We start from the raw sequence: 21,865 nt of genomic DNA on the forward strand, positions 1-21,865 counted from the left end.
ACTATGGAAAACAATAATATTTCGGTAGGTTTAGATATAGGCACTACAAAAATTGTGGCTATGATTGGCCGCAAAAATGAGTATGATAAAGTTGAGATTCTTGGTGTAGGTAAATCCAAAAGTATGGGTGTGCATCGTGGTGTAGTAAATAATATTACTCAAACGATTCAATCTATACAACAGGCTGTGCAAGAGGCTGAAGCAGCAGCTTCTGAGAAAATTGAAGAAGTGACAGTTGGTATTGCTGGTCAGCACATTCGTAGTTTACAGCATAGTGATTATATAACAAGAGCTAATTCTGAATTAGTTATTGATGAAGAAGATATTGATCGATTAATCAATCAAGTGCATAAGTTAGTAATGTTACCTGGTGAGGAAATTATACATGTACTACCACAAGAATTCAAAGTGGATGGTCAGGCTGAAATAAAAGAGCCTATTGGTATGTATGGAGGACGACTTGAAGCTAATTTTCATGTTGTAGTGGGTCAGGTGTCTTCAATTAGAAATATTGGGCGTTGTGTTAAAAGTGCTGGCTTAGAATTAGAGGGTATTACTTTAGAACCTTTAGCATCAGCTAATGCTGTATTAAGTCAAGAAGAAAAGGAAGCGGGTGTTGCTTTAATTGATATAGGAGGTGGAACAACTGATTTAGCTGTTTTTAAAGATGGCATCATTCGCCATACTGCTGTAATTCCATTCGGTGGTAATGTGATTACTGAAGATATAAAGGAAGGTTGTTCAATCATAGAAAAGCAGGCTGAATTATTAAAAATGAAATTCGGATCTGCTTGGCCAGGTGAGAATAAGGATAATGAAATTGTGTCTATTCCTGGATTACGAGGAAGAGAGCCTAAAGAAATAACCTTAAAAAACTTGTCTAAAATAATCCATGCAAGAGTAGTGGAAATTGTAGAGCAAGTCTATGTAGAAATAAAAAATTACGGTCATGAGGAGCAAAAGAAAAAATTGATTGCTGGTATTGTATTAACAGGTGGAGGAAGTCAGCTGAAACATTTAAAGCAACTAGTTGAATATATTACAGGAATGGATACCAGAATTGGCTATCCAAACGAACATTTGGCTGGTGATAGTGATGACGATATTGCAAGTCCATTATTTGCTACAGCTGTTGGTTTAGTTATGGATGGTTTAAAACGTCAGGATAGAAAGAAAGCTGAAGAAGTAGAGGAAGAAATAATAAATGCAGCAGAAGCAGAACATGTTGAAGCATCTGAATCAGAAATAGTAGTTGAAGAAACTGTGAAAGAACGTCGTTCTTTTTTAGATAAATTAACAGAGCGTGTTAAAGAATTTTTGGATAACGCAGAGTAGTGAAATTAATTAATCAATATATATAAAATCCCATAATCTCAAAAATATGAGTAATAGCAACGAATTTGGAAACATTTCATTTGATTTGCCTAAACACCAATCAAACGTCATTAAGGTTATTGGTGTTGGTGGTGGTGGTAGCAATGCCATTAATCACATGTTTCAGCAAGGTATCAAAGGTGTTGACTTTGTAATTTGTAATACAGATGCACAAGCACTTCAAAATAGCGGTGTTCCAAACAAAATTCAACTAGGCGTTAATTTAACGGAAGGGTTAGGAGCGGGAGCCAATCCTGATGTAGGTGAAGAAGCAGCTGTTGAGAGTTTAGAAGATATTCGCAGAATGTTAGATACCAATACTAAAATGGTATTTATAACTGCCGGAATGGGTGGTGGTACAGGAACTGGTGCTGCACCAATTATTGCTAAGATGGCAAGAGAGCTCGACATACTTACTGTCGGGATCGTTACCATGCCATTTCAGTTTGAAGGTAAAATGCGTAACGAACAAGCACAGCGTGGTATTGAGAAATTACGTGCGCATGTTGATTCTCTGGTGGTAATTAACAATAATAAACTAAGAGAAGTTTACGGTAATTTAGGATTTAAAGCAGGATTCTCTAAAGCCGACGAAGTCTTATCTACAGCTTCAAGAGGAATTGCAGAAGTTATTACACATCACTACACTCAAAATATTGATTTACGTGATGCAAAAACAGTTTTAAGTAATAGTGGAACGGCTATTATGGGTTCGGCTACGGCATCTGGTCAAACTAGAGCTCAAGAAGCTATTATGAAAGCTTTAGATTCGCCATTATTAAACGATAATAAAATTACTGGAGCTAAAAACGTATTGTTGCTAATCGTTTCTGGTTCTCAGGAAATTACTATAGATGAAATAGGTGAGATTAATGATCATATTCAAACAGAAGCCGGCTATGGGGCCAACATTATTATGGGTGTTGGTGAAGATGAGTCTTTACAAGAGTCTATTGCGGTAACAATAATTGCCACAGGTTTTGATATAGATCAGCAAAATGAAATTTCAAATACGGAGACTAAAAAAGTAATTCACGCTTTAGAAGAAGCAATCGAGGAAGTGAGTACTCAAGAAAAAGAGCCAGCGATTATTACGCCAGATATTGTTTTAGAAGAAGAAAAGGAAACGCCAATTGTACGCTATACTTTAATTGATGAGGATGAAGTTGAAACTGAAGCTAAGGTTGACGTAACAGGCACTGGAATGGATATAATTCCAACGACAGATTTGTTAAGAAGTATGAATGTGGTTTATAATGAAGTTCTAGATACGAAGTCTGAAACTGAATTAGAAGAAGAGTTCATAATTACTCCAATTGAAAACAAAGCTGAGGTTATCGAAAATATTGAATCGGAAGAAGAACAAATTACGTTGACTTTTGATTTACCTATTTCAAACAAGGAATCAGAGAAGCTTGCAGAACCTGAAACTGGTGATGAAAAGATGTTTTTTAGCTTAGATGATGAGGTTAGAGATATCAACGTTAATGAGCCAATTGAAATAATTTCTGTTACAGAAGTTAATGAGGAAGGTGAAAAGCGCTATGCTTTAGAAGATGACTTTGAAACTTTTGAATCTTCTATGAATACCAAAACTGAAGGAACAGAAGTAAAAGAAGAAATTGTTTTTGAAAAGAAAGTACTTCAAGTTGAGGAAACAGAAGAAATAGTGCAAGAAGAGATTGATCCAATGAATAGTCCAATCTCAGAATTATTAATAGCACGCGCTGATGAGCGTAGAAGAAAAATGAAAGATTTTAACTATAAGTTCAATACAGCGAAAATAGATGAAATTGAAAAAGAACCTGCTTACAAAAGACAAGGTGTTAATTTAGAAGATGCTCAGCATTCTTCGGAAACCAATGCTTCGAGAATGTCTGTCGGCACTGACGACAATGATGATATTCAATTACGAAGTAACAATTCATTTTTACACGATAACGTAGATTAATAGCAAGTTTAAGTTTTGTGTTAATTACACTGAAGTCAAAAGCCCAAAAAGCACCTCAAGTTTTTTGGGCTTTTTGTATCTATTAATTTGATGTTGTCTAATAAATTCATTTATAGTTCTCGGTAAAAGTTTTAGTATCTTCGCAATCCATTTAAATAAGATAATTATGAGTTTACAAGATGATGTAATGACTGCCATGAAAACGGCAATGAAGGAAAAAGATCAAACAGCTTTAGCTGCATTAAGAGCTGTAAAAGCAGAAATATTATTGGCTAGGACAGCTTCAGGTTCTTCTGAAGAGTTAACGGAAGATCAAGAAATTAAAATCTTATCTAAAATGGTAAAGCAACGTAAAGATAGTGCTGCAATTTTTCTAGAGCAAGATCGTAAAGATTTAGCATTGCCTGAGATTGACCAAGCAGAAGTGATTAGTCAGTTTTTACCGGAAGCATTAAGTGAAGAAGAAATTGAGAAGGTTGTAATCATCACTATTGATCAAATTGGAGCAGAAGGGATGAAAGATATGGGAAAGGTTATGGGAATTGTCTCTAAGGAATTGGCTGGCCAGGCAGATGGTAAAACAATTTCAACCATTATAAAGGCTAAATTATCATAAAAATGATATTCCTAAATGCATAGGAACTTGGCCTCGTAGTTCAACTGGATAGAATATCAGATTTCGGCTCTGAGGGTTGGAGGTTCGAATCCTCTCGAGGTCACAAATAAAACCATGCTGTCTAAAGTATGGTTTTTATTTTCTACCTATCTTTAACCATGATCTTAATCTACCTTCAAGAAACTGAAGTCCAACCAATGAACCCGACACTTAAATTGATTTTTTTAATCATTTTTTTTGGAGGTATGGCTGCTGTAGTTTTTAGTCGCTTTTATCTGTTTTTTGAACAACAATATGCACTAAAGTATAAAAAACCATTTTTTTTGAATGCTATTATTTTACCAAATAAGCTTCCAGATAGGCAATTAAACCTTTTGAAAACAAAGTTTCCATTTTATGATAGACTCAATCAAAAGGAGCAAAGTGTATTTTTGCATAGAGTTGGAGGGTTTATTAATTCTAAAGCATTCGTTGGAAGAGAAGGGGTTGAAGTTACAGATGAAATGAAAACTTTAATTTCTTCAACAGCAGTAATGCTCACTTTTGGTTTTAGAAATTATCTTATAGATATCATTGAAACAATAATTATATATCCTAAGGCTTACTATTCTCAAATCAATGAAACTTACCATAAGGGGGAAATTAATCCACATTTAAAAACAATTGTATTCTCATGGGAAGACTTTAAGCATGGTTATAAAATTGGTGATGATAATCTTAATTTAGGAATTCATGAATTTGGTCATGCTATACATTTAAATGCATTTAGGAATGATGATGTAAGTAGCTTAATATTTAACCAAGGATTTGAGGACTTAACTACCTATTTACAAAATCATGAGGCGGTGAGGAAAGATTTGATAGCATCTAAGTATTTTAGAACTTATGCTTATACTAACCATTTTGAATTTTTTGCTGTATTATTAGAGAATTTTATTGAAACTCCTCTAGAATTCAAATCTCAGTTTCCTGATTTATATAATTATATTAAGTTGATGTTAAATTTTAGTTTCGCAGAGTATTAGCAATAAAAAAGTCCTCCAAAATAAGAAGACTTTATTATTGTAAATATGTGTGTAAGATTATTATAATCTAAACAAGGCCTGTAAACTATATTGAAAGTGATTATTTGGGTAAACTTCTCCTTTATTGCTATGATTCAAAGCAAATTTCCCAAGGCCTTGAAGTTTTATTCCAAAAGTTTGATTTCTGGTAAGCCAAAATATTGCACCACCACCAAAATTGACGGAAGTATTCCCGTCATCTAAACTAAAAAAACCAAGTCCTCCGCTTGCATAAAAATCAAGCCATCTAGCATCTGGAAATAATGCTTCACCAAAATAATATTTTAAGGCTGTGTCTATAGAAAAGTAAGATATGTCTTCAGAAGGTGGTCCTGAAGCATCTAAAGATTGCCCTGAATTAAAACCATTTAAGCTAAACGCTAATTCTATAGTAAATAATTTATTCCATCTTGTCTCAACGCCAGCTATTAAAGGGTATTTAACGGCCCAATCTCCTGGATCAGCCAAAGGATTTTTTGTTCCAAGAGAATTTATAGTATTTAATCCAACGGATACAAGCCATTCATCTTGTTCAAGTGACCTTTCACCTTGAGATGAGACTGAAAGTGTAAAGCAAGATATTAATAAAGCAACAAAATATTTTTTCATTTGATATTGAAATATAAATTCAAAAAAACATAACAGAGTCAAAAATAGTATTTTATCCTTAAAATACGTTAAATCTTTTGTAGAAATATTTTTTTTATTAAATGCTGTCTATAATATTTATTGTTAATTATAAGTTGATATCTGGTGGAAAAAAAATATTGACTTTTTTTAATTGGAACTAGTACATTTTTATAAAACCAATTGTCTAAATAATTGATATGTTGTTTCTTAAATGATTTACTCTTTTTAGTTATCGGAATGTTTTTAAATTCTGTAAAATACATTTGTGCTATTTGTAAATAGAATTCTCCATATTTATTTGTTGTTAAATCTTGTAATAAATCTTGATTAGAATCTAGATTTAATTTAATACTATCATAATAATGTTTTAAGTGTATGGCTTTATAGTAATATCCTGAATCATTAATTTGCCATGCATAGACATTGTGTTTAGATAAATAATGATTGCTAGGTATATAAATATCAAAAACTTTGCTTTTAGATTTTAAAACTTTATCTATATCTATGAGGTATCGATAGTTCTTTTTTAGAAGATTTGAGTGAAGTTCTATTGCAGCTAATTCTGTGTTCGATATTAATCGATCTAGATGTCGATAATCTATTGTTTTGTATGCATAGCCATAATTGAAGTTATAACCATTGTTTTTTATTATTTGAGATGCACTTTTAATTTGTGTTTCAGCAACCAAAATATCAATATCTCCTACCATACGTTCTGCATTATCCTCGTAACAACCAAGGGCTAATAGGGCTGCGCCTTTTAAGAAAACATAATCTATTTTATTTTCATTTAAAAGGTTTGATATTTTATGAATTTGCTTTAAGATGGTTTTATTTCTATTTCTATTAATAGCTGTAATTTCTTCTAAATAACTTTCTAACTCTTTGGGTAGCGTATGTAATAGTTTTTTTGATTTTAATCTACAGAAAATTGCTGGTAAAACAAGATGTCTGCTACCTTCAATAACAATACTATCCCAATCAAAATTTGATTTTTTTAAGGTCTTCTCTAATTTAGAGTTAGAAGATGTAAAACTAAGGATATCTGCAATATGTTGATATGTAATGGCTAGATTACCCATTGATGAAATAATTGAATACTAATATAAACTATTATTGGCTTTTGTAATGTTGAAATAGTTGAGAGATTTCATTTGTTACGTTTTGAGTATCACTATAGGTTAACTGATATAAATTTATAGTCTCTAGCCAATCAATAAATTCTTTTGCATGAATTGGGTTAGGTGATATCCAAGAATCTGGAATTAACGTTTCCATGAGCACTTTTATAGATACTTCTTCTAATACAGTTTTTGATTTTGCTTTGTAATTTACAATAATAATTGAGCGAGAAGCATAAGCATTTTTATTAGGTTTTTCACAAGGTAAATACTTTATTAATCCTTTATGTTTGTTAAATTCGATTTCTGGTAAATCTTTAAAAGTTTTAATATAAGGTTCAAGTATACCAAAAGCACCAGCTTTTATAGAGATAGCTGAAGGGTTAAAATGGATATGTTTCGTGTTTGAAAGCATTGGTGAGACATCATCAGCAAGTAATTTCAATCCATTTTGAGCTAATAATGCACATAAAGTGCTCTTCCCTTTTCCAGATTTGCCAATAAATAGAATTGAATTATTTTCATCAGTAATTGTTGAGCCATGAAAAGTTCCAATCCAATCTTTTTCTGATTTATTGTGTATAAAACATAATAATTGCATCATAAACTTACCCTGAATAAGATGGTAATCTCGCTTAGGAAAATAGTCAACTAATTCTTCATTTTTATATAAATATAATTTTTCATCTTTAATGTAAAGATCAAAACTAATTTGTGAGTCATCAATAGGTTTTGTAGAGTAATGTGCTAATGCTGGATGTATAGTTTTTAAAACCAATTCACAATCGTAGTGAATTTCAATGGTTATATCATTAATTGAGTAATACTTTGAAATAGAACGTTTTGTTTTATCTATATTTACTATATCATTTATTGGATTTTCAACTGATTTATTACAGTCTTTGAGATAATTTTCAATAGAGTTTAATACACCTATAGAATCATATTTACTGAATTTACTAGCTAATTTGTTAAAAAAAATATTTTTAGTTTCTGCCTGAATATATAAATCCAATAGATTTTTAAATTCAGAAGTTACTATACTATAGCTATTTGAGATTTCATACCAAAATACCCAATATTCACCAATTAGTCGTTGGTAAGTAGGTTGTAAGCTATGATTCAAAACGAAATATTATAGTTATTAATCGAAAGGGTTTCCTCCTGGATCTGGTGGAGAAGACGATTGCGCTTTAAGAGGATTTAAAATCACAAATGTACCAACAGCTGTAAGTGTTGCATATTTCCCCATTTTTTTTATGGCATCTTTACGTGTGATTTTATCTAAGTTGTTTTCTTTCATGGCGTTGGCCCTAAATTTAGTTCAAAAATAGTAAAATTATTTATTTATAATAACAAAATATCAAAAGGTTTATTCAGTATTTTAAATTTCCTTTTATTTTTATTTAAAACAGTTTTACTTATGTAATATATTAATAGTTAATATCTATTTATACGCAACGGTATATGTTTTAGTTTTATTCAATTATAACTATATGAGTTATGACACGAGGTTATTAATTTTGTCACAGTAAAAATATAAACGTATCTCATATAATGATACGTTTATATTCTTCATATAATCAGAGTTATCTAATAATTAATTTTTTGGATATGTCTTGCATGTTATTATTCAATTGGACTATATATATACCAGTGCTCAAATAATCGGCGTTAATTGATTGTATAGTTTTGGACGTATCTAACTTATTTGAGCTAACTAAACGACCTTGTAAATCGTATATATTAGCAACTGTAGACTGAATTAACTGACCAGAAATAATAATAGTTTTATCACTAGCATTGTTATAGATACTTAAATTACTTAACGAATTCTCGGTTACGGACAAAGAAGTATCAGTAAAGCGCAAATAGAATCGTCCTATACCATTTAAATTTACGCTAGGATTTAAGACATAATTACTTGAGTTCAGTAATGTAGATACATTTGCAACAATATCATCTATATATACCTCTACAGCACTAGGCAAAGTATTTATACTTATACTAAACGTTAGTTGTTCTCCTTGATTTGCATTAACTCCTAATGGAACAGTTACATTTTCATAATCAGTTTCACCTAAAGCTTGTACAGCAAATGGAACGCCAGCATCGTCTTGTACTAATTGAGAGTATAAAGAGAAAGAAGGCGCAGCACCACCTAGGAGACTTGCATCATATCCTGGATCTAATCCTAAACTCGAAAATTCTGTAAAGAAAATATCTGTTATAAAATTACTAGTAGAATTACTTAAATTTAACTTTAGGTTAGTAATTACGGCAGAGTCCCTTCCTGAAATAAAGTCATCACCACCACCTAGTAAACGCATGTCAGGACTTGTTGTCTTAAATTCTACATTACCACCAGCAACATCAGAATCAACAAAAAATGCTTGACCAGGTGCAATATTTAAGGTGTTATTTAGCAATGCACTTATAATAGTATAATCACCTGCAGAAGTACCATCAGTACTATCATTGTATCCATAAATAACTTGTGCACTTGGGTTAAGTAAACTAGAATTTTCTGATAAAAATAATTGCGCGTCTAAATAAGAAGGGAAAGGGTTTCCTACTAAATTAAGAGTACTGGCAGATCCTTGACTAATAGGTGTTTGTACCAGACTAGCATTTACGGTTCCTTCAAAAGTAACAAGGTTAGAACCTGCACCTGTTGTAATACCAGTACGATAACCTTTACCAGCTTCTAATGGAGTTGTATCTGTTTCAATCCAAAGTTCAAAAGGGTTAGCCCCATCATTACTATCAAAACCACCAAATAAAACCTCTGGTCCACTTGGATTAGTTAATATATTGGTATTGTTAGCGATAAAAACGTTAAAAGCTTGACCCGTTACAGGTGCACTAATAAGATCATTACCATTAACTGGCGCATTAGAATTAACATAGCGATTGTAAGTTGCATTTCCTGTAGCAGTCCCAACTACTATTAAGCTTGAATAATCATCTGAAACAGAGTTTAAGCTTAAGTTACCATCCGAATTGTTAAAATCACCTCCCACTGTTAAACTCTCGTTTGAGTCTATTATTATATTTCCAACAGTTAATAAAGTAAGATTAGAACCTACTGTAAAGTCTTCAAAAGTAGCTTGAGCACCATTGGTAAGGTCTAAAGTAGCATTTTCAATAATAACATTATCCGGAACACCGGCACCAAGAGTAGCACCATTACTCCATTCATTGAAACGATTGTATGCTGCTACAATGTTTCTATATTCTAAAGTTGAACCAGCACCGTAAGTAGGCTCAATATCTGTAAAACCACCTTCAGTAATTATAATTTTTCCATTAATATTAATACTTCCTGTTCCAGAAATACCTCCAGTCATTGCAAGAGTACTACCGGCATCAACAGTGAATATATTCGCTCCAGTAACTTCAATAGCTCCGGCTGTATAATCCGTATCAAGGTTTATAGCATTATTAATTGTAATCTCATCTCCGTTTAATGGTGCGTTACCATTAGTCCAAGATGCACCGTCAGACCATAAACCGTCAGCAGTAGAAGGTGCAATACCCCCTTGTAATCCACTATTAGATTGATAGTAAGTGTCCATTCCTACAGGATTAGCGCCCGGATTACCAACAGTATTCATTCTGCCAATTGCTTCATTAGAACGGAAAGCACCATCAGGATTAAGGTAGGTTGCTAATACTTTTAGGCTTTCTGCACCAATTGAAGTATTAATATTTGTAAAATCAATATTAAATGTATAAGTGGCTGCTGTTGGTGTAGCTGTAGGACTTAATGTTGCGTCTTGAATAAAAGTGTGTGAGCCAGATTCAACGATTTCAAATAAACCAGCAAAATTGTTATCTAATGCTATTGCAAAATCTGGTTCAAAACCTGTTGGGAAATCTAAAGTTGATCTACTACTTCCATCAAAACCTGAAATTGCTTGTCTTCCTGGGTCTCCTGTATCTGTTAAGTTAGCGGTATCTGTAATACCACCAGATTGACTATCTATATAAATAACCATGTAGTCGTCGTTGTTGAAGTTTCCTGAGCCTTTGGTAAATGTAAAGTCAATAGTTGTACCTGAGATAGCACAAACCTCAAGACTACCAGTACCTAGAACATCACCAAAACCTGTTAATCCATTTCCTGCGAAGGTATTACATGTTGGAGTTGATATTGAAGTTGAGGTTATTGTAAAGTTATCTAATTCGAGCACGTCATCTTCTCCATTGAGTGTGCCAGTAAGAACTAATCCAACAGTATTATTACCGTCAGGAATATCAACAGAAATAGTCCCGTTTACACCTGGCGATGTATCCGGGTCATTGAAATATTCTACACTACCTTGGCCAACACCATCTATAAATATTTCGTATTCTCCTATTTCAGCATTTGCAAATGCGTGGTAATCAAAACTTACATTAACTGAAGTTAATCCTGTTATAGTAACAGGATCAAAAGTGAATGTGTAAGGTGATAATGAAGGTTCACCACTTTCCCCTTCTAAATCCCTACCAAAAGCAGTATTACCTGAGAAATTAAGATTGTTTGTTGATGCTGCTTGAATAAATAAGCCTTCACTTGGTGAAGATGGATCTACGAAAGTTTGGCTAGATATATCATTTGTCCAGTTAGGTGTTGAACTATCAAAATCTTCAATAGCAACAATAGTAGTTGTTAGAACCACTGCTTCCGTAACATCAAATGCGGCACTAGTATCAGTCGTTAAAGCTCCAGAGCTTGCCGTTAAAGTATATCCTGTACCTGTAGTATCGAAAATTAAGTTATCAAAGGTGGCAGTACCAGATGTTGTAGAATCTACAAAAGAAGCCGTAACATCAAAAATGCCAGCTACTGAAGGTGTTAATGTTACAGTTACAACATCCAAATCTGTATTTGCTTCTGCGTCAACAGCAGTTACTGTAAGCGAAGGAGACATTATTGTGTTCACTTCTACATTTGAGGTATCAGTACCGATAATTAAATCGGTAGCAGTAACTTCAATTCTATTATCATCACCGTTAATAGTGGTTTGCGCACCACCAGCATTGGCATTAGCAAATACCGAACCTGAGTTGTCTGCCGTTGCAGCACTAATGGTTAATTGTATTTGGTCATTATCAGTAATGTTAGCATTATCAAACGTTACATAAACACTAAATATTTTGCTTCCATCATCATCTGCTTGGATGCTTAACCCTGAGAATGTTGTAGTTGCTGTTACTGTTGATGTTTCAGCAAGGTTTACAACAACAGGTTCTGTATCGTCTATTAATGCAATTGCAGCAATATTGGCAAAGCCAGTAATATCGAAAGATATATCTGTAAGCGTTGTAGTTAGCGCATCAATATCTGCAGGTGCACCACCAGCATCTTGAATAGAAAATTCTCCAATTTTTATAGCGTTAGTATCATCTAAAGCACTTGTTACATCATCAAATAAGGTATAATCAATATTGTCTTGTTCATCAAAGCCAGTTTCTATAATATTTGCATCTTTAGATGTTCCTTCTTTTACTTCAATATCATCTATATACCAACTATCTCCATTATCTTGAGACATAACAAAAGCTATATACACGATTTGACCATCATAAGCAGATAAGTCAACGATTTCATTTGTATAAGTATCGCCGTACGAAGTATTTGTATTTATAGTAGTAAACGAAGCTTGATCTGTTTGTGATAATGTAGAAACTCTAACAGAGTAATCACTAGCATCAACAAAATCTTCATCTCTGGTAAAGAAAGACAATTCTGTATTTGTAAGTGAACTTAAATCTAATGCTGGTGTTACCAACCAATCTTCAGCATTACCACCAGATACATCTTCATACCTTACAAAAGCGGCATTAGTACCTGAGTTTACATCTGTTGTTTCTAATTGCCAATCTTGTGCAGTACCTAGACCGTTACTTCCTCTATAGGATGCCCAGCAACTTGGTGGTACTCCAGCTTCAAAACCTTCTTGAAAAGGACTTAATGCAGTTACAGCAATTGCATTACAAGGTGTAGTCTCATTTGCGCTTAAACCTGTAGAGTAATCAACACCATCGTATGAATAGGCCATATAGTAATAGGTAGTATTCTCAGTTAAACTTGTATGGTTGTATGTTCCAGAACCCGAACCATTAAATAAAATAGTGCCACCAGCTAATGCGCTACCCACAGTGCCAGGAGCTCCTGTAGGTGCAGTAAAGGTGTCATCAGTGTCGAAAACAATAACAACGTTGTCTCCAGCTGTATTATCATCATAAATTAAATCTATTTGTGAAGAAGATAATATAGATGCTGAAAATGCATCTGGATTATCTGGACCTGAAGGTAATGCAGTAACAACTAAATCATCAATAATTAGATGTCCAGATTGATCATCATTAAGGATTCTAATAGTTAAATTTGAACTCGAGTCATTTATGTTGAATGTGAATTGTGTAAATGTTGTTCCTGAGAAGGATTGAGATGTCAAAGTAGTATAGTTTGTTCCATCAGTTGATGTTTGTATTTCAAAAGTACCACCTCCACTATTTAATTCACGATACCAAAAACTTAAAGTACCAGCACCATTTAGAGATGGTGTTGTTAAATGGGCTCCGTTTACATCATCATTGATACGAGCAGCAAACCCAGATCTCGAATTACCTGTGTTTTCTTGTACTACAGCTTGCATAGACCAAGAACCACTGGTGAGAGTTCTGTTACCAGTAAAATAAGAAGTGGATAATCCAGTATTAAAATCCTCAGCTATCTGCCCAAAAGCCAAACTGCTTATTAGAAGTGTAACAAAAAGTGTGTAAAAATTTTTCATAATGTAAATAAGTTGTTATTCGATAAAAATAATGGTCAATTAAGACAACCAATGGTAAGGGAAAACAAATATAATAAAACTAATAATTTTATTTACAATAAGATATAAACAAATCGTTAATTATATTCTTTAAATATGAGTTGCATTAAAATAAAGCCTAGAGATCATTTTTAAAATAGTTTTACAATACATTATATATTTGTTAGGCCTCTTTTAAAGTTTGAGTTGCTCATTATTTGCAAGAATTTTATATGTTTTTGAAAATGTAGAAATACTATAATTTGGTTTTAATTTGTTTAGATTTGTAAAAAATTAGTAAAATTAGCTCGCTATAGCTGAGTGTAGTATTTTTTATATGAGTAAAGTTGCATTTATTACCGGAGTTACTGGCCAAGATGGTGCCTATCTTAGTGAATTTTTATTAAAGAAGGGTTATGAGGTTCATGGTTTAAAGCGCCGTTCGTCTTTGTTTAATACAGACAGGATTGATCACCTTTATCAAGATCCACATGTAGATCATAAAAATTTCTACTTGCATTACGGTGATATGACTGATAGTACTAACCTTACGCGATTGATTAAAGAAATTCAACCTGATGAGATTTATAATCTTGCTGCAATGAGTCATGTTGCAGTATCCTTTGAAATACCGGAATATACAGGTAATGCAGATGGCTTAGGAACTTTACGTATTTTAGATGCTGTCCGCCTATTAGGTTTAGAAAAAAAGACACGAATATACCAGGCATCTACGTCTGAGTTGTATGGTAAAGTACAAGAAGTTCCACAATCAGAAACCACTCCTTTCTACCCAAGGTCTCCATATGCTGTAGCAAAAATGTACGCCTATTGGATTACCGTGAATTACCGTGAAGCTTATGACATGTATGCTTGTAATGGTATTTTATTTAACCACGAATCACCTATTAGAGGAGAGACTTTTGTAACGCGTAAAATTACAAGAGCAGTTTCTAGAATAGTTTTAGGTTTACAAGATAAATTCTATTTAGGTAATTTAGATGCTCAACGAGATTGGGGACATGCTAAAGATTATGTTCGTATGATGTGGATGATTCTTCAAGCTGACGAAGCTGAAGATTGGGTGATTGCAACAGGTAAAACAACAAGAATACGCGATTTTGTTCGTATGAGTTTTGCTGAAGTAGGTATAGAATTAGAATTTAAAGGTGAAGGTGAGGAAGAAAAAGCCTATGTAGTAAAAAGCGATAATCCCGAATATCAGTTAGAAATAGGTAAGGAAGTCCTAGCTGTTGATCCGCGCTATTTTAGACCAACAGAAGTTGAATTACTTATTGGGGATGCTACTAAAGCTAAGGAGAAATTGGGTTGGGAATGTAAATATGACTTAGATGATTTAGTAAAGGATATGATGAAGAGTGATTTAAAGCTCATGAAACAGCAGCAGTATCTTGAAGATGGTGGTTATAAAACATTGAATTATTTTGAGTAAAATAAATAAAAACTCTAAGATTTATATAGCAGGTCATAGAGGTATGGTCGGTTCTGCAGTTTGGAGAGCGCTAGAGGCTAGAGGTTATAGTAATCTTATTGGAAAAACTAGTAGTGAACTCGATTTGCGCAATCAGCAGTCTGTCAAGGATTTTATGAATACTGAACGTCCAGACTTAATTATAGATGCGGCCGCACGTGTAGGTGGCATTTTAGCAAATAATGAGAATCCTTATCCATTCTTAATGGAGAATCTACAGATTCAAAACAATCTCATAGATGCAGCTCATAAAACTGATGTAAAAAAGTTTATCTTTTTAGGAAGCTCATGTATTTATCCTAAGTATGCCCCACAACCTTTAAAAGAAGAATATTTACTCACGGATAGTTTGGAGCCAACAAACGAATGGTATGCTATAGCAAAAATAGCAGGCGTAAAAGCTTGCCAAGCCATTAGAAAGCAGTATGGTAAAGATTTTGTGAGCTTAATGCCAACTAATTTATATGGGCCAAATGATAATTTTGATTTACAAAGTTCTCATGTATTACCAGCCATGCTACGTAAATTTCATGAGGCAAAAGAAAATGAAAATACAGCTGTAGAATTATGGGGAAGTGGCACGCCAATGCGCGAATTTTTACATGTAGATGATATGGCACAAGCCGTTTTGTTTGCGGTTGAAAATGTATTACCAGAATACTTATATAATGTTGGTACAGGTACAGATGTTACTATTAAAGAATTAGCAGAAACGATTCAAGGGATTGTTGGTCATAAAGGTGAAATTATATGGGATAGCTCTAAACCAGACGGAACTCCACGTAAATTGATGGACAGTTCACGGTTACAAAATTTAGGATGGAAACCTGCATTTGATTTAAAATCGGGGATTGAAAATACTTATAATTGGTTTAAAGCACATCAAGAAAATTATAAGAAGATAAAAATGTAAATGTCAATTATTTTATATGAAACAAAAATTAGTGTAAAATAATTAAATGATTAACTTAAGTTTGTGAAATTCAGTAAACGGCATTTAGCCAAGACCATTACTTGGCGTATATTAGGTACGTTAGATACGTTCTTATTATCTTGGTTTATATCAAATGATATCTCTGTTGGCGTTCAAATAGGTGTTTTTGAACTAGTGACTAAGATGATTTTATATTATGTGCATGAAAGATTATGGTTTAAATCAACGATAAAATCATCAAATAGACGGCATATTTTAAAAACGTTTTCATGGCGTGGTATAGGGACTTTAGATACTGTTATACTGAGCTGGATAATTACTGGAAACCCATTAACGGGATTAAAGATAGGTGGCTCTGAAGTTATTACAAAAATGATACTATACTATGGGCACGAAAAAGTATGGTATCGTATTAACTATGGTTTAGATCAACGTCAACGAAAAAAACGATTAGAAAAGTTAAAAAAAACTAGAGAATTATGAGTCTAAATACAGTTAGACAAGACTATAAAATAACAAAAGCTGATCGAGAGAAACTTAATGGTCATCAATCTTTTTTATTATGGTTTACAGGATTGTCAGGTTCTGGTAAGTCTACTTTAGCAAATTTAGTAGAGGTGAAACTTAATGAAAAAGGTATATCTACTTTTAGCTTAGATGGTGATAATATTAGACAAGGTATTAATAAAGATCTTAGTTTTGCTCCGGAAGATCGGACTGAGAACATAAGACGAATAGCCGAAATAGCTAACCTAATGGTTGACGCAGGTGTGGTTACATTGGCAGCTTTTGTATCACCTTATATTAAAGATAGAGAAAATATAAAAACAATAGTTGGTCACGAAAGTTTCATTGAAATTTATATTAATACCTCTATTGAGGAATGCGAGCGTAGAGATGTAAAAGGGTTGTACAAGAAAGCTCGTGCAGGAGAAATTAAAAATATGACAGGGATTTCAGCTCCTTATGAAGCACCAGTTAATCCTGATTTAGAAATTGTAACAGATAACCAATCTATAGAAACATCTGTTCAAACCATTTTAGATTTTATTATTCAAAAATTAAATTAGAAGATATGAGTAATTACGTGATTAATCACTTAAAAGAATTAGAATCGGAAGCTATTTTCGTCATCCGAGAAATTGCAGCACAATTTGAAAATCCGGTATTATTGTTTTCTGGCGGCAAGGATTCTATATTATTGACGCATTTGGCTAAAAAAGCCTTCTTTCCTGCGAAAATACCATTTCCTTTAATTCATATTGATACAGGTCATAATTTTCCTGAAACTATTGCTTTTCGTGATGCTCTTGTAGAGAAACTGGGTGTTAAACTGATAGTAGGATCAGTACAAGAGTCTATAGATAAAGGTCGGGCTAAAGAAGAAACGGGAGCTGATGCTTCTCGTAATGCACTTCAAATTGTATCGCTTTTAGATACGCTTGAAGACCATAAAGTAGATGCAGCAATGGGTGGAGCAAGAAGAGACGAAGAAAAAGCACGAGCAAAAGAGCGTTTCTTTTCGCATCGCGATGAATTTGGACAATGGGATCCAAAAAACCAAAGACCAGAATTATGGAATCTCTTTAATGGTAGAAAAAATTACGGAGAACATTTTAGAGTATTTCCTATTTCTAACTGGACAGAAATGGACGTTTGGGAATATATAAAATTAGAAAACATTGATTTACCTTCGTTATATTTTTCTCATCAACGCGATTGTGTGGTTAGAGATGGTGTAATTTTGGCAAATTCAGAGTTTATTAAGCTAAAGGAAGGCGAAAAAGTTGAAAATATGACTATTCGTTACCGTACATGCGGTGATATGCCAATTACAGGTGCAGTAGAATCTGAAGCTGATAACTTAGAGAAAATTATTGAAGAAATTGCAACAACTCGTACAACAGAAAGAGGCGGGCGTGCTGATGATAAGCGTGCTGAAACTGCAATGGAAGATCGTAAAAAACAAGGTTACTTTTAAAATTTATAGAATATAATGGATTATCAAGATATAGAATTATTACGTTTTACAACAGCAGGTAGTGTAGATGATGGCAAAAGTACATTGATTGGACGTTTGTTGTATGATAGTAAATCAATTTTTCAAGATCAATTAGATGCTGTAGAGGAATCTAGTAAATCAAAGGGCTTTGATTATGTTGATTTGTCTTTACTTACAGACGGTCTAAAGTCAGAGCGTGAGCAAGGCATCACGATAGATGTCGCTTATCGCTACTTTGCGACACCACGGCGTAAATTTATTATTGCAGATACGCCAGGTCATATACAATATACTCGTAATATGGTTACTGGAGCTTCTACTGCTAATTTAGCAATTATCCTTATCGATGCTCGTAAAGGGATGCTAGAACAAACGCATCGTCATGCTTTTATAGCCTCTTTGCTGCGTATTCCACATGCTATTGTTTGTGTTAATAAAATGGATTTAGTAGATTATAGTGAAGACGTTTATGATGGTATAGTTTCAGATTTTAAAGCCTTTTCTTCTAAGCTTGGTATTAATGATATTCAGTTTATTCCTATTTCGGCCTTAAATGGTGATAACGTTGTTAACCGTTCTGAAAACATGGATTGGTATCAAGGGAGTACATTAATGTATCATTTAGAAACTGTTCATATATCTAGCGATCATAATCTTATAGATTGCCGTTTCCCTATCCAGTCTGTGATTCGTCCTCATACATTAGATAATCAAGATTATAGAGGTTTTGCAGGTCGTATAGATGGTGGAATATTTAAACCAGGAGATAAGGTTAAGTCGTTGCCTTCAGGTTTTGTTTCTACTATTAAGACTATTGAGCTATACGGTGAGCAAATATCTGAAGCATTTGCTCCTATGTCAGTTACTATGACTTTAGAAGATGAAATTGATAACAGTCGTGGAGATATGATAGTACGTGAAAATAATGTTCCAGAAATCGGTCAAGATTTGGAAGTTTTAGTCACTTGGATGAGCACTAAGCCTATACATGCACGTACTAAGGTGGTTATAAAACATACTACAAACGAATGTGTTGGAATGGTAAAGGAATTAAAGTACAAAATAGATATCAATACGTTACATCGTATTGAAGGTATTGATAAGGTTGAAATGAATGACATAGTACGTCTGTCTATTAGAACTGCTAAACCAGTATTCTATGATGTTTATAAGAAAAATCGTCAAACAGGAAGTATTATTATAATTGATGAACAAACCAATGAAACTATTGGTGCAGGTATGATTATTTAAATCTTTTACATGAACAAAAATTTAAAAACGGCTATAATAGCTGCCTTAGAAGCTGGTAAAAAAATCTTAGAGATATATCATTCTGATGACTTCGAAGTTGAACTTAAAGGAGATAATTCGCCTTTAACTAAAGCAGATTTAGTATCTCATGACGTAATTATGTCTTATTTGAAAGAGACTAACATTCCTGTACTTTCTGAAGAGGGTAAGTCAATACCATACAATCAGCGTAAAGATTGGAATCAATTATGGATTGTTGATCCTATAGATGGTACAAAGGAATTTATTAAGCGTAATGATGAGTTCACAGTAAATATAGCTTTAATGGAAAATCAAAAGACAGTACTCGGAGTAATTTTTGTACCGGCTTTGGGTGATCTTTATTTCTCAACAAATGAAATGGGCTCATATAAAGTGTCTGTTGATCAAAAAGATTATAATATTGATAGTCTACTGCAAGAAGGTGATAAGCTACCTCTTAAGCGTGAAGATAATACCTTTACCATTGTTGCTAGTCGTTCACATATGTCTGCAGAAACAGAAGATTATGTTAAAGAAATGCGTGAAAAACATGGAGAAGTAAATTTGATATCTAAAGGGAGTTCCTTAAAATTATGTATGGTAGCAGAAGGACTAGCAGACTGTTACCCTAGATTTGCACCAACTATGGAGTGGGATACTGCGGCTGGGCAAGCGATATGTGAACATTCTGGCTGTAAAGTGATCGATTGGGATACAAAAGAGCCTATGCTTTACAACCGAAAAAAATTATTAAATAATTGGTTCTTGGTAGTAAAATAGGAAGAAGAGAATGCTATTTGTGTTAATCAGCTTTATTGCGCTGAAATTCCAATAATCCTTAACTAGGCATATAAATTAATATGAAAATTGTAGTAAAGACCGTTAAGTTTATTCTAAAGACCTTACAAAAGAAGCATCGTGCTAAATTAATATTAGTTTCGCTTTTGTTACTGATTAGTTCGGTATTAGAACTCATCGGACTTGGTGCTATATTACCTGTTTTTTCAGTGCTCTTAGAAGATAATGTGGTCGAAAAGTATACGTGGGCAAGTTTTCTTTATACTAATTTTAGTCTTACAAATGAAAAACAATTAATTGTTTTGCTTGCCATAGGATTATTTCTTGTTATTGTTATAAAAAATCTATTAAGCCTTTGGATTAATAAGTTTAACACCACCTTTGCGTTGGGACTTTCTAAGGAGTTTTCTTTAAAATTACATCAGTTATATTACAAAAAAGGATTTTCATATTTTAAGGCTGTAAACTCTAACGTTGTGGTTAGAAACCTTAGAATGGCCACAAAGCAATTCGCAAAAATGCAAGTTTTAGGAGTTCTTAATTTACTCAATGAATTTATAGTGCTGATTTTAATTATTGTATTCATTGCTATCTATAATTTTAAAATACTATTGTTGTTGGCGTTTACAGTAATTCCTGTATTTCTCATTTTTTACTTTTGGGTTAGAAAAAAGTCAGTGGAGCTAGGCCATATTACAAACGAAATCACTCCAATTTTAGGGAAAAACATGTTTCAAAGCATTTACGGCTATGTAGATGTTACAATTATGGGAGCCGAGAAGCAATTCCGAAAAAAAATAAAAAATAATTTAGATGCTCTAGTAGATGTTGATGTAAAAACGGTGATTTATAATATCGCTCCTACAAAAGTGATTGAAAGTGCTTTAATGCTCGCTATTTGTGTTATTATATCTTTTGGTATTTATTACCTTCCATCTAAAACAGATATGGTAAAATTACTTGGATTATTTGCAGTTGCTGGATACCGCATAATGCCTTCAATTAATAGAATTATGATTGCAATAAACGGATTAAATCGCTGCCATTGGGTCTTTGATGTTTTTAAACCATTACATGATGAATCGGATAAGCTAATTACAGTTAAACAAAAGCCATTAGAATTTAAAAAACACCTTTCTTTAAAAAATATCACATTTTATTACCCAGATTCTGAAAAACCTTTGTTTAAAGATTACAATTTTAAAATAGAAAAGGGTGAAGTTGTAGGTTTGGTAGGACCATCTGGTTCGGGTAAAACAACGTTAATGAATATTTTATTAGGATTCTTAAAGCCTAATCAAGGAACGTACTATATTGATGAAACACCATTAAGTGAAGCTAATAAGAACTCCTTCTATAAAAAAGTAGGTTATGTACAACAACAAGTATACCTCATTGATGGTACAATTGCAGAAAATGTAGCGTTTGGATGTCCGAAAGATGACATAGATTACAAAAAGCTAAAAATTGTATTACAACGGGCCAATTTATGGGATATGGTAAATGACTTGCCAAATAATGTTGAAGAAATGATTGGTGAAAACGGTACTAAATTATCTGGTGGGCAACGTCAGCGTGTTGGTATTGCTAGAGCTTTGTATTTTGATTCTGAAATTTTATTCTTTGATGAAGCCACATCATCTTTAGACGAAGAAACTGAAAAAGAAATTACAACTGCTATTAATAATTTATCGGATGGAAAATTAACCATCATAATTATTGCTCACAGATTAACAACCCTTGAGCACTGTGATAGAATTATTGAAATCAACAACTTTAAGTCAAATACTTAGACTTTAGATGTA

At 33.1% G+C, this 21,865-nt stretch carries 17 protein-coding genes and 1 tRNA gene; 13 read left to right on the forward strand and 5 right to left on the reverse strand.

Going from position 1 to position 21,865, the window contains the following annotated elements; translation table 11 throughout:
- The first annotated feature begins 3 nt into the window (after nucleotides 1-3).
- The 5 genes from ftsA (at nucleotide 4) to WPG_RS09495 (ending at nucleotide 4,966) form a co-directional block, all read left to right on the forward strand.
- The gene (ftsA, locus tag WPG_RS09475) at nucleotides 4-1,335 is read left to right on the forward strand and encodes a cell division protein FtsA (RefSeq protein WP_045471764.1); all 1,332 of its coding nucleotides are present in this window, start codon (nucleotides 4-6) and stop codon (nucleotides 1,333-1,335) included.
- A gap of 46 nt (nucleotides 1,336-1,381) precedes the next feature.
- Nucleotides 1,382-3,325 (forward strand): cell division protein FtsZ, encoded by a 1,944-nt coding sequence (ftsZ, locus tag WPG_RS09480; protein WP_045471767.1) that lies wholly within the window; start codon nucleotides 1,382-1,384, stop codon nucleotides 3,323-3,325.
- A 166-nt stretch (nucleotides 3,326-3,491) separates the two neighbouring features.
- Complete coding sequence (locus WPG_RS09485; protein ID WP_045471771.1) at nucleotides 3,492-3,941, forward strand: GatB/YqeY domain-containing protein; 450 nt, start codon at nucleotides 3,492-3,494, stop codon at nucleotides 3,939-3,941.
- Nucleotides 3,942-3,970: 29 nt separating this feature from the next.
- Nucleotides 3,971-4,044: transfer RNA gene (locus WPG_RS09490), tRNA-Arg, on the forward strand.
- A 55-nt stretch (nucleotides 4,045-4,099) separates the two neighbouring features.
- On the forward strand, nucleotides 4,100-4,966 hold the full coding sequence (locus tag WPG_RS09495; protein ID WP_231850164.1) for a zinc-dependent peptidase: 867 nt from the start codon (nucleotides 4,100-4,102) through the stop codon (nucleotides 4,964-4,966).
- A 60-nt stretch (nucleotides 4,967-5,026) separates the two neighbouring features.
- Here WPG_RS09495 and WPG_RS09500 read toward each other — a convergent pair whose 3' ends face one another.
- The 5 genes from WPG_RS09500 to WPG_RS09515 form a co-directional block, all read right to left on the reverse strand.
- On the reverse strand, nucleotides 5,027-5,614 hold the full coding sequence (locus tag WPG_RS09500; RefSeq protein WP_045471774.1) for a hypothetical protein: 588 nt from the start codon (nucleotides 5,612-5,614) through the stop codon (nucleotides 5,027-5,029).
- A gap of 68 nt (nucleotides 5,615-5,682) precedes the next feature.
- A complete protein-coding gene (locus WPG_RS09505) occupies nucleotides 5,683-6,717 on the reverse strand; it encodes a nucleotidyltransferase family protein (protein WP_045471776.1) in 1,035 nt (344 codons plus the stop codon).
- A 31-nt stretch (nucleotides 6,718-6,748) separates the two neighbouring features.
- A complete protein-coding gene (locus tag WPG_RS17425; protein WP_052471206.1) occupies nucleotides 6,749-7,882 on the reverse strand; it encodes a hypothetical protein in 1,134 nt (377 codons plus the stop codon).
- Nucleotides 7,883-7,900: 18 nt separating this feature from the next.
- Nucleotides 7,901-8,059, reverse strand: coding sequence for a hypothetical protein (locus WPG_RS18205; RefSeq protein ID WP_171817169.1), 159 nt, complete (start codon nucleotides 8,057-8,059; stop codon nucleotides 7,901-7,903).
- A 286-nt stretch (nucleotides 8,060-8,345) separates the two neighbouring features.
- Entirely contained in the window at nucleotides 8,346-13,544 is a 5,199-nt protein-coding gene (locus WPG_RS09515) for a T9SS-dependent choice-of-anchor J family protein (protein ID WP_045471778.1), read from the reverse strand.
- 355 nt (nucleotides 13,545-13,899) lie between these two features.
- On the opposite strand from WPG_RS09515, the gene gmd reads away from it, so the two are divergent.
- The 8 genes from gmd to WPG_RS17430 all read left to right on the forward strand — a co-directional run bounded on the left by gmd (nucleotide 13,900) and on the right by WPG_RS17430 (nucleotide 21,853).
- Nucleotides 13,900-15,015: a GDP-mannose 4,6-dehydratase gene (gene gmd / locus WPG_RS09520; protein WP_045471781.1), complete on the forward strand. Its 1,116-nt coding sequence runs from the start codon at nucleotides 13,900-13,902 to the stop codon at nucleotides 15,013-15,015.
- 1 nt (nucleotide 15,016) lies between these two features.
- Nucleotides 15,017-15,967 (forward strand): GDP-L-fucose synthase family protein, encoded by a 951-nt coding sequence (locus WPG_RS09525; protein ID WP_084221640.1) that lies wholly within the window; start codon nucleotides 15,017-15,019, stop codon nucleotides 15,965-15,967.
- 63 nt (nucleotides 15,968-16,030) lie between these two features.
- On the forward strand, nucleotides 16,031-16,471 hold the full coding sequence (locus WPG_RS09530; protein WP_045471783.1) for a DUF2061 domain-containing protein: 441 nt from the start codon (nucleotides 16,031-16,033) through the stop codon (nucleotides 16,469-16,471).
- Nucleotides 16,468-17,058, forward strand: a complete 591-nt coding sequence (cysC, locus tag WPG_RS09535) for an adenylyl-sulfate kinase (protein ID WP_045471785.1) — start codon at nucleotides 16,468-16,470, stop codon at nucleotides 17,056-17,058. Before WPG_RS09530 ends, cysC begins: the two co-directional genes overlap by 4 nt.
- A gap of 5 nt (nucleotides 17,059-17,063) precedes the next feature.
- Nucleotides 17,064-17,969 (forward strand): sulfate adenylyltransferase subunit CysD, encoded by a 906-nt coding sequence (gene cysD / locus WPG_RS09540; protein ID WP_045471788.1) that lies wholly within the window; start codon nucleotides 17,064-17,066, stop codon nucleotides 17,967-17,969.
- Nucleotides 17,970-17,984: 15 nt separating this feature from the next.
- Nucleotides 17,985-19,241, forward strand: coding sequence for a sulfate adenylyltransferase subunit 1 (locus WPG_RS09545; protein WP_045471791.1), 1,257 nt, complete (start codon nucleotides 17,985-17,987; stop codon nucleotides 19,239-19,241).
- A gap of 9 nt (nucleotides 19,242-19,250) precedes the next feature.
- Nucleotides 19,251-20,042 (forward strand): 3'(2'),5'-bisphosphate nucleotidase CysQ, encoded by a 792-nt coding sequence (cysQ, locus tag WPG_RS09550; RefSeq protein WP_045471793.1) that lies wholly within the window; start codon nucleotides 19,251-19,253, stop codon nucleotides 20,040-20,042.
- Nucleotides 20,043-20,122: 80 nt separating this feature from the next.
- Nucleotides 20,123-21,853 (forward strand): ABC transporter ATP-binding protein, encoded by a 1,731-nt coding sequence (locus WPG_RS17430; RefSeq protein ID WP_052471207.1) that lies wholly within the window; start codon nucleotides 20,123-20,125, stop codon nucleotides 21,851-21,853.
- Nucleotides 21,854-21,865: the final 12 nt, after the last annotated feature.

It is taken from the genome of Winogradskyella sp. PG-2 (assembly GCF_000828715.1).
Lineage (GTDB): Bacteria > Bacteroidota > Bacteroidia > Flavobacteriales > Flavobacteriaceae > Winogradskyella.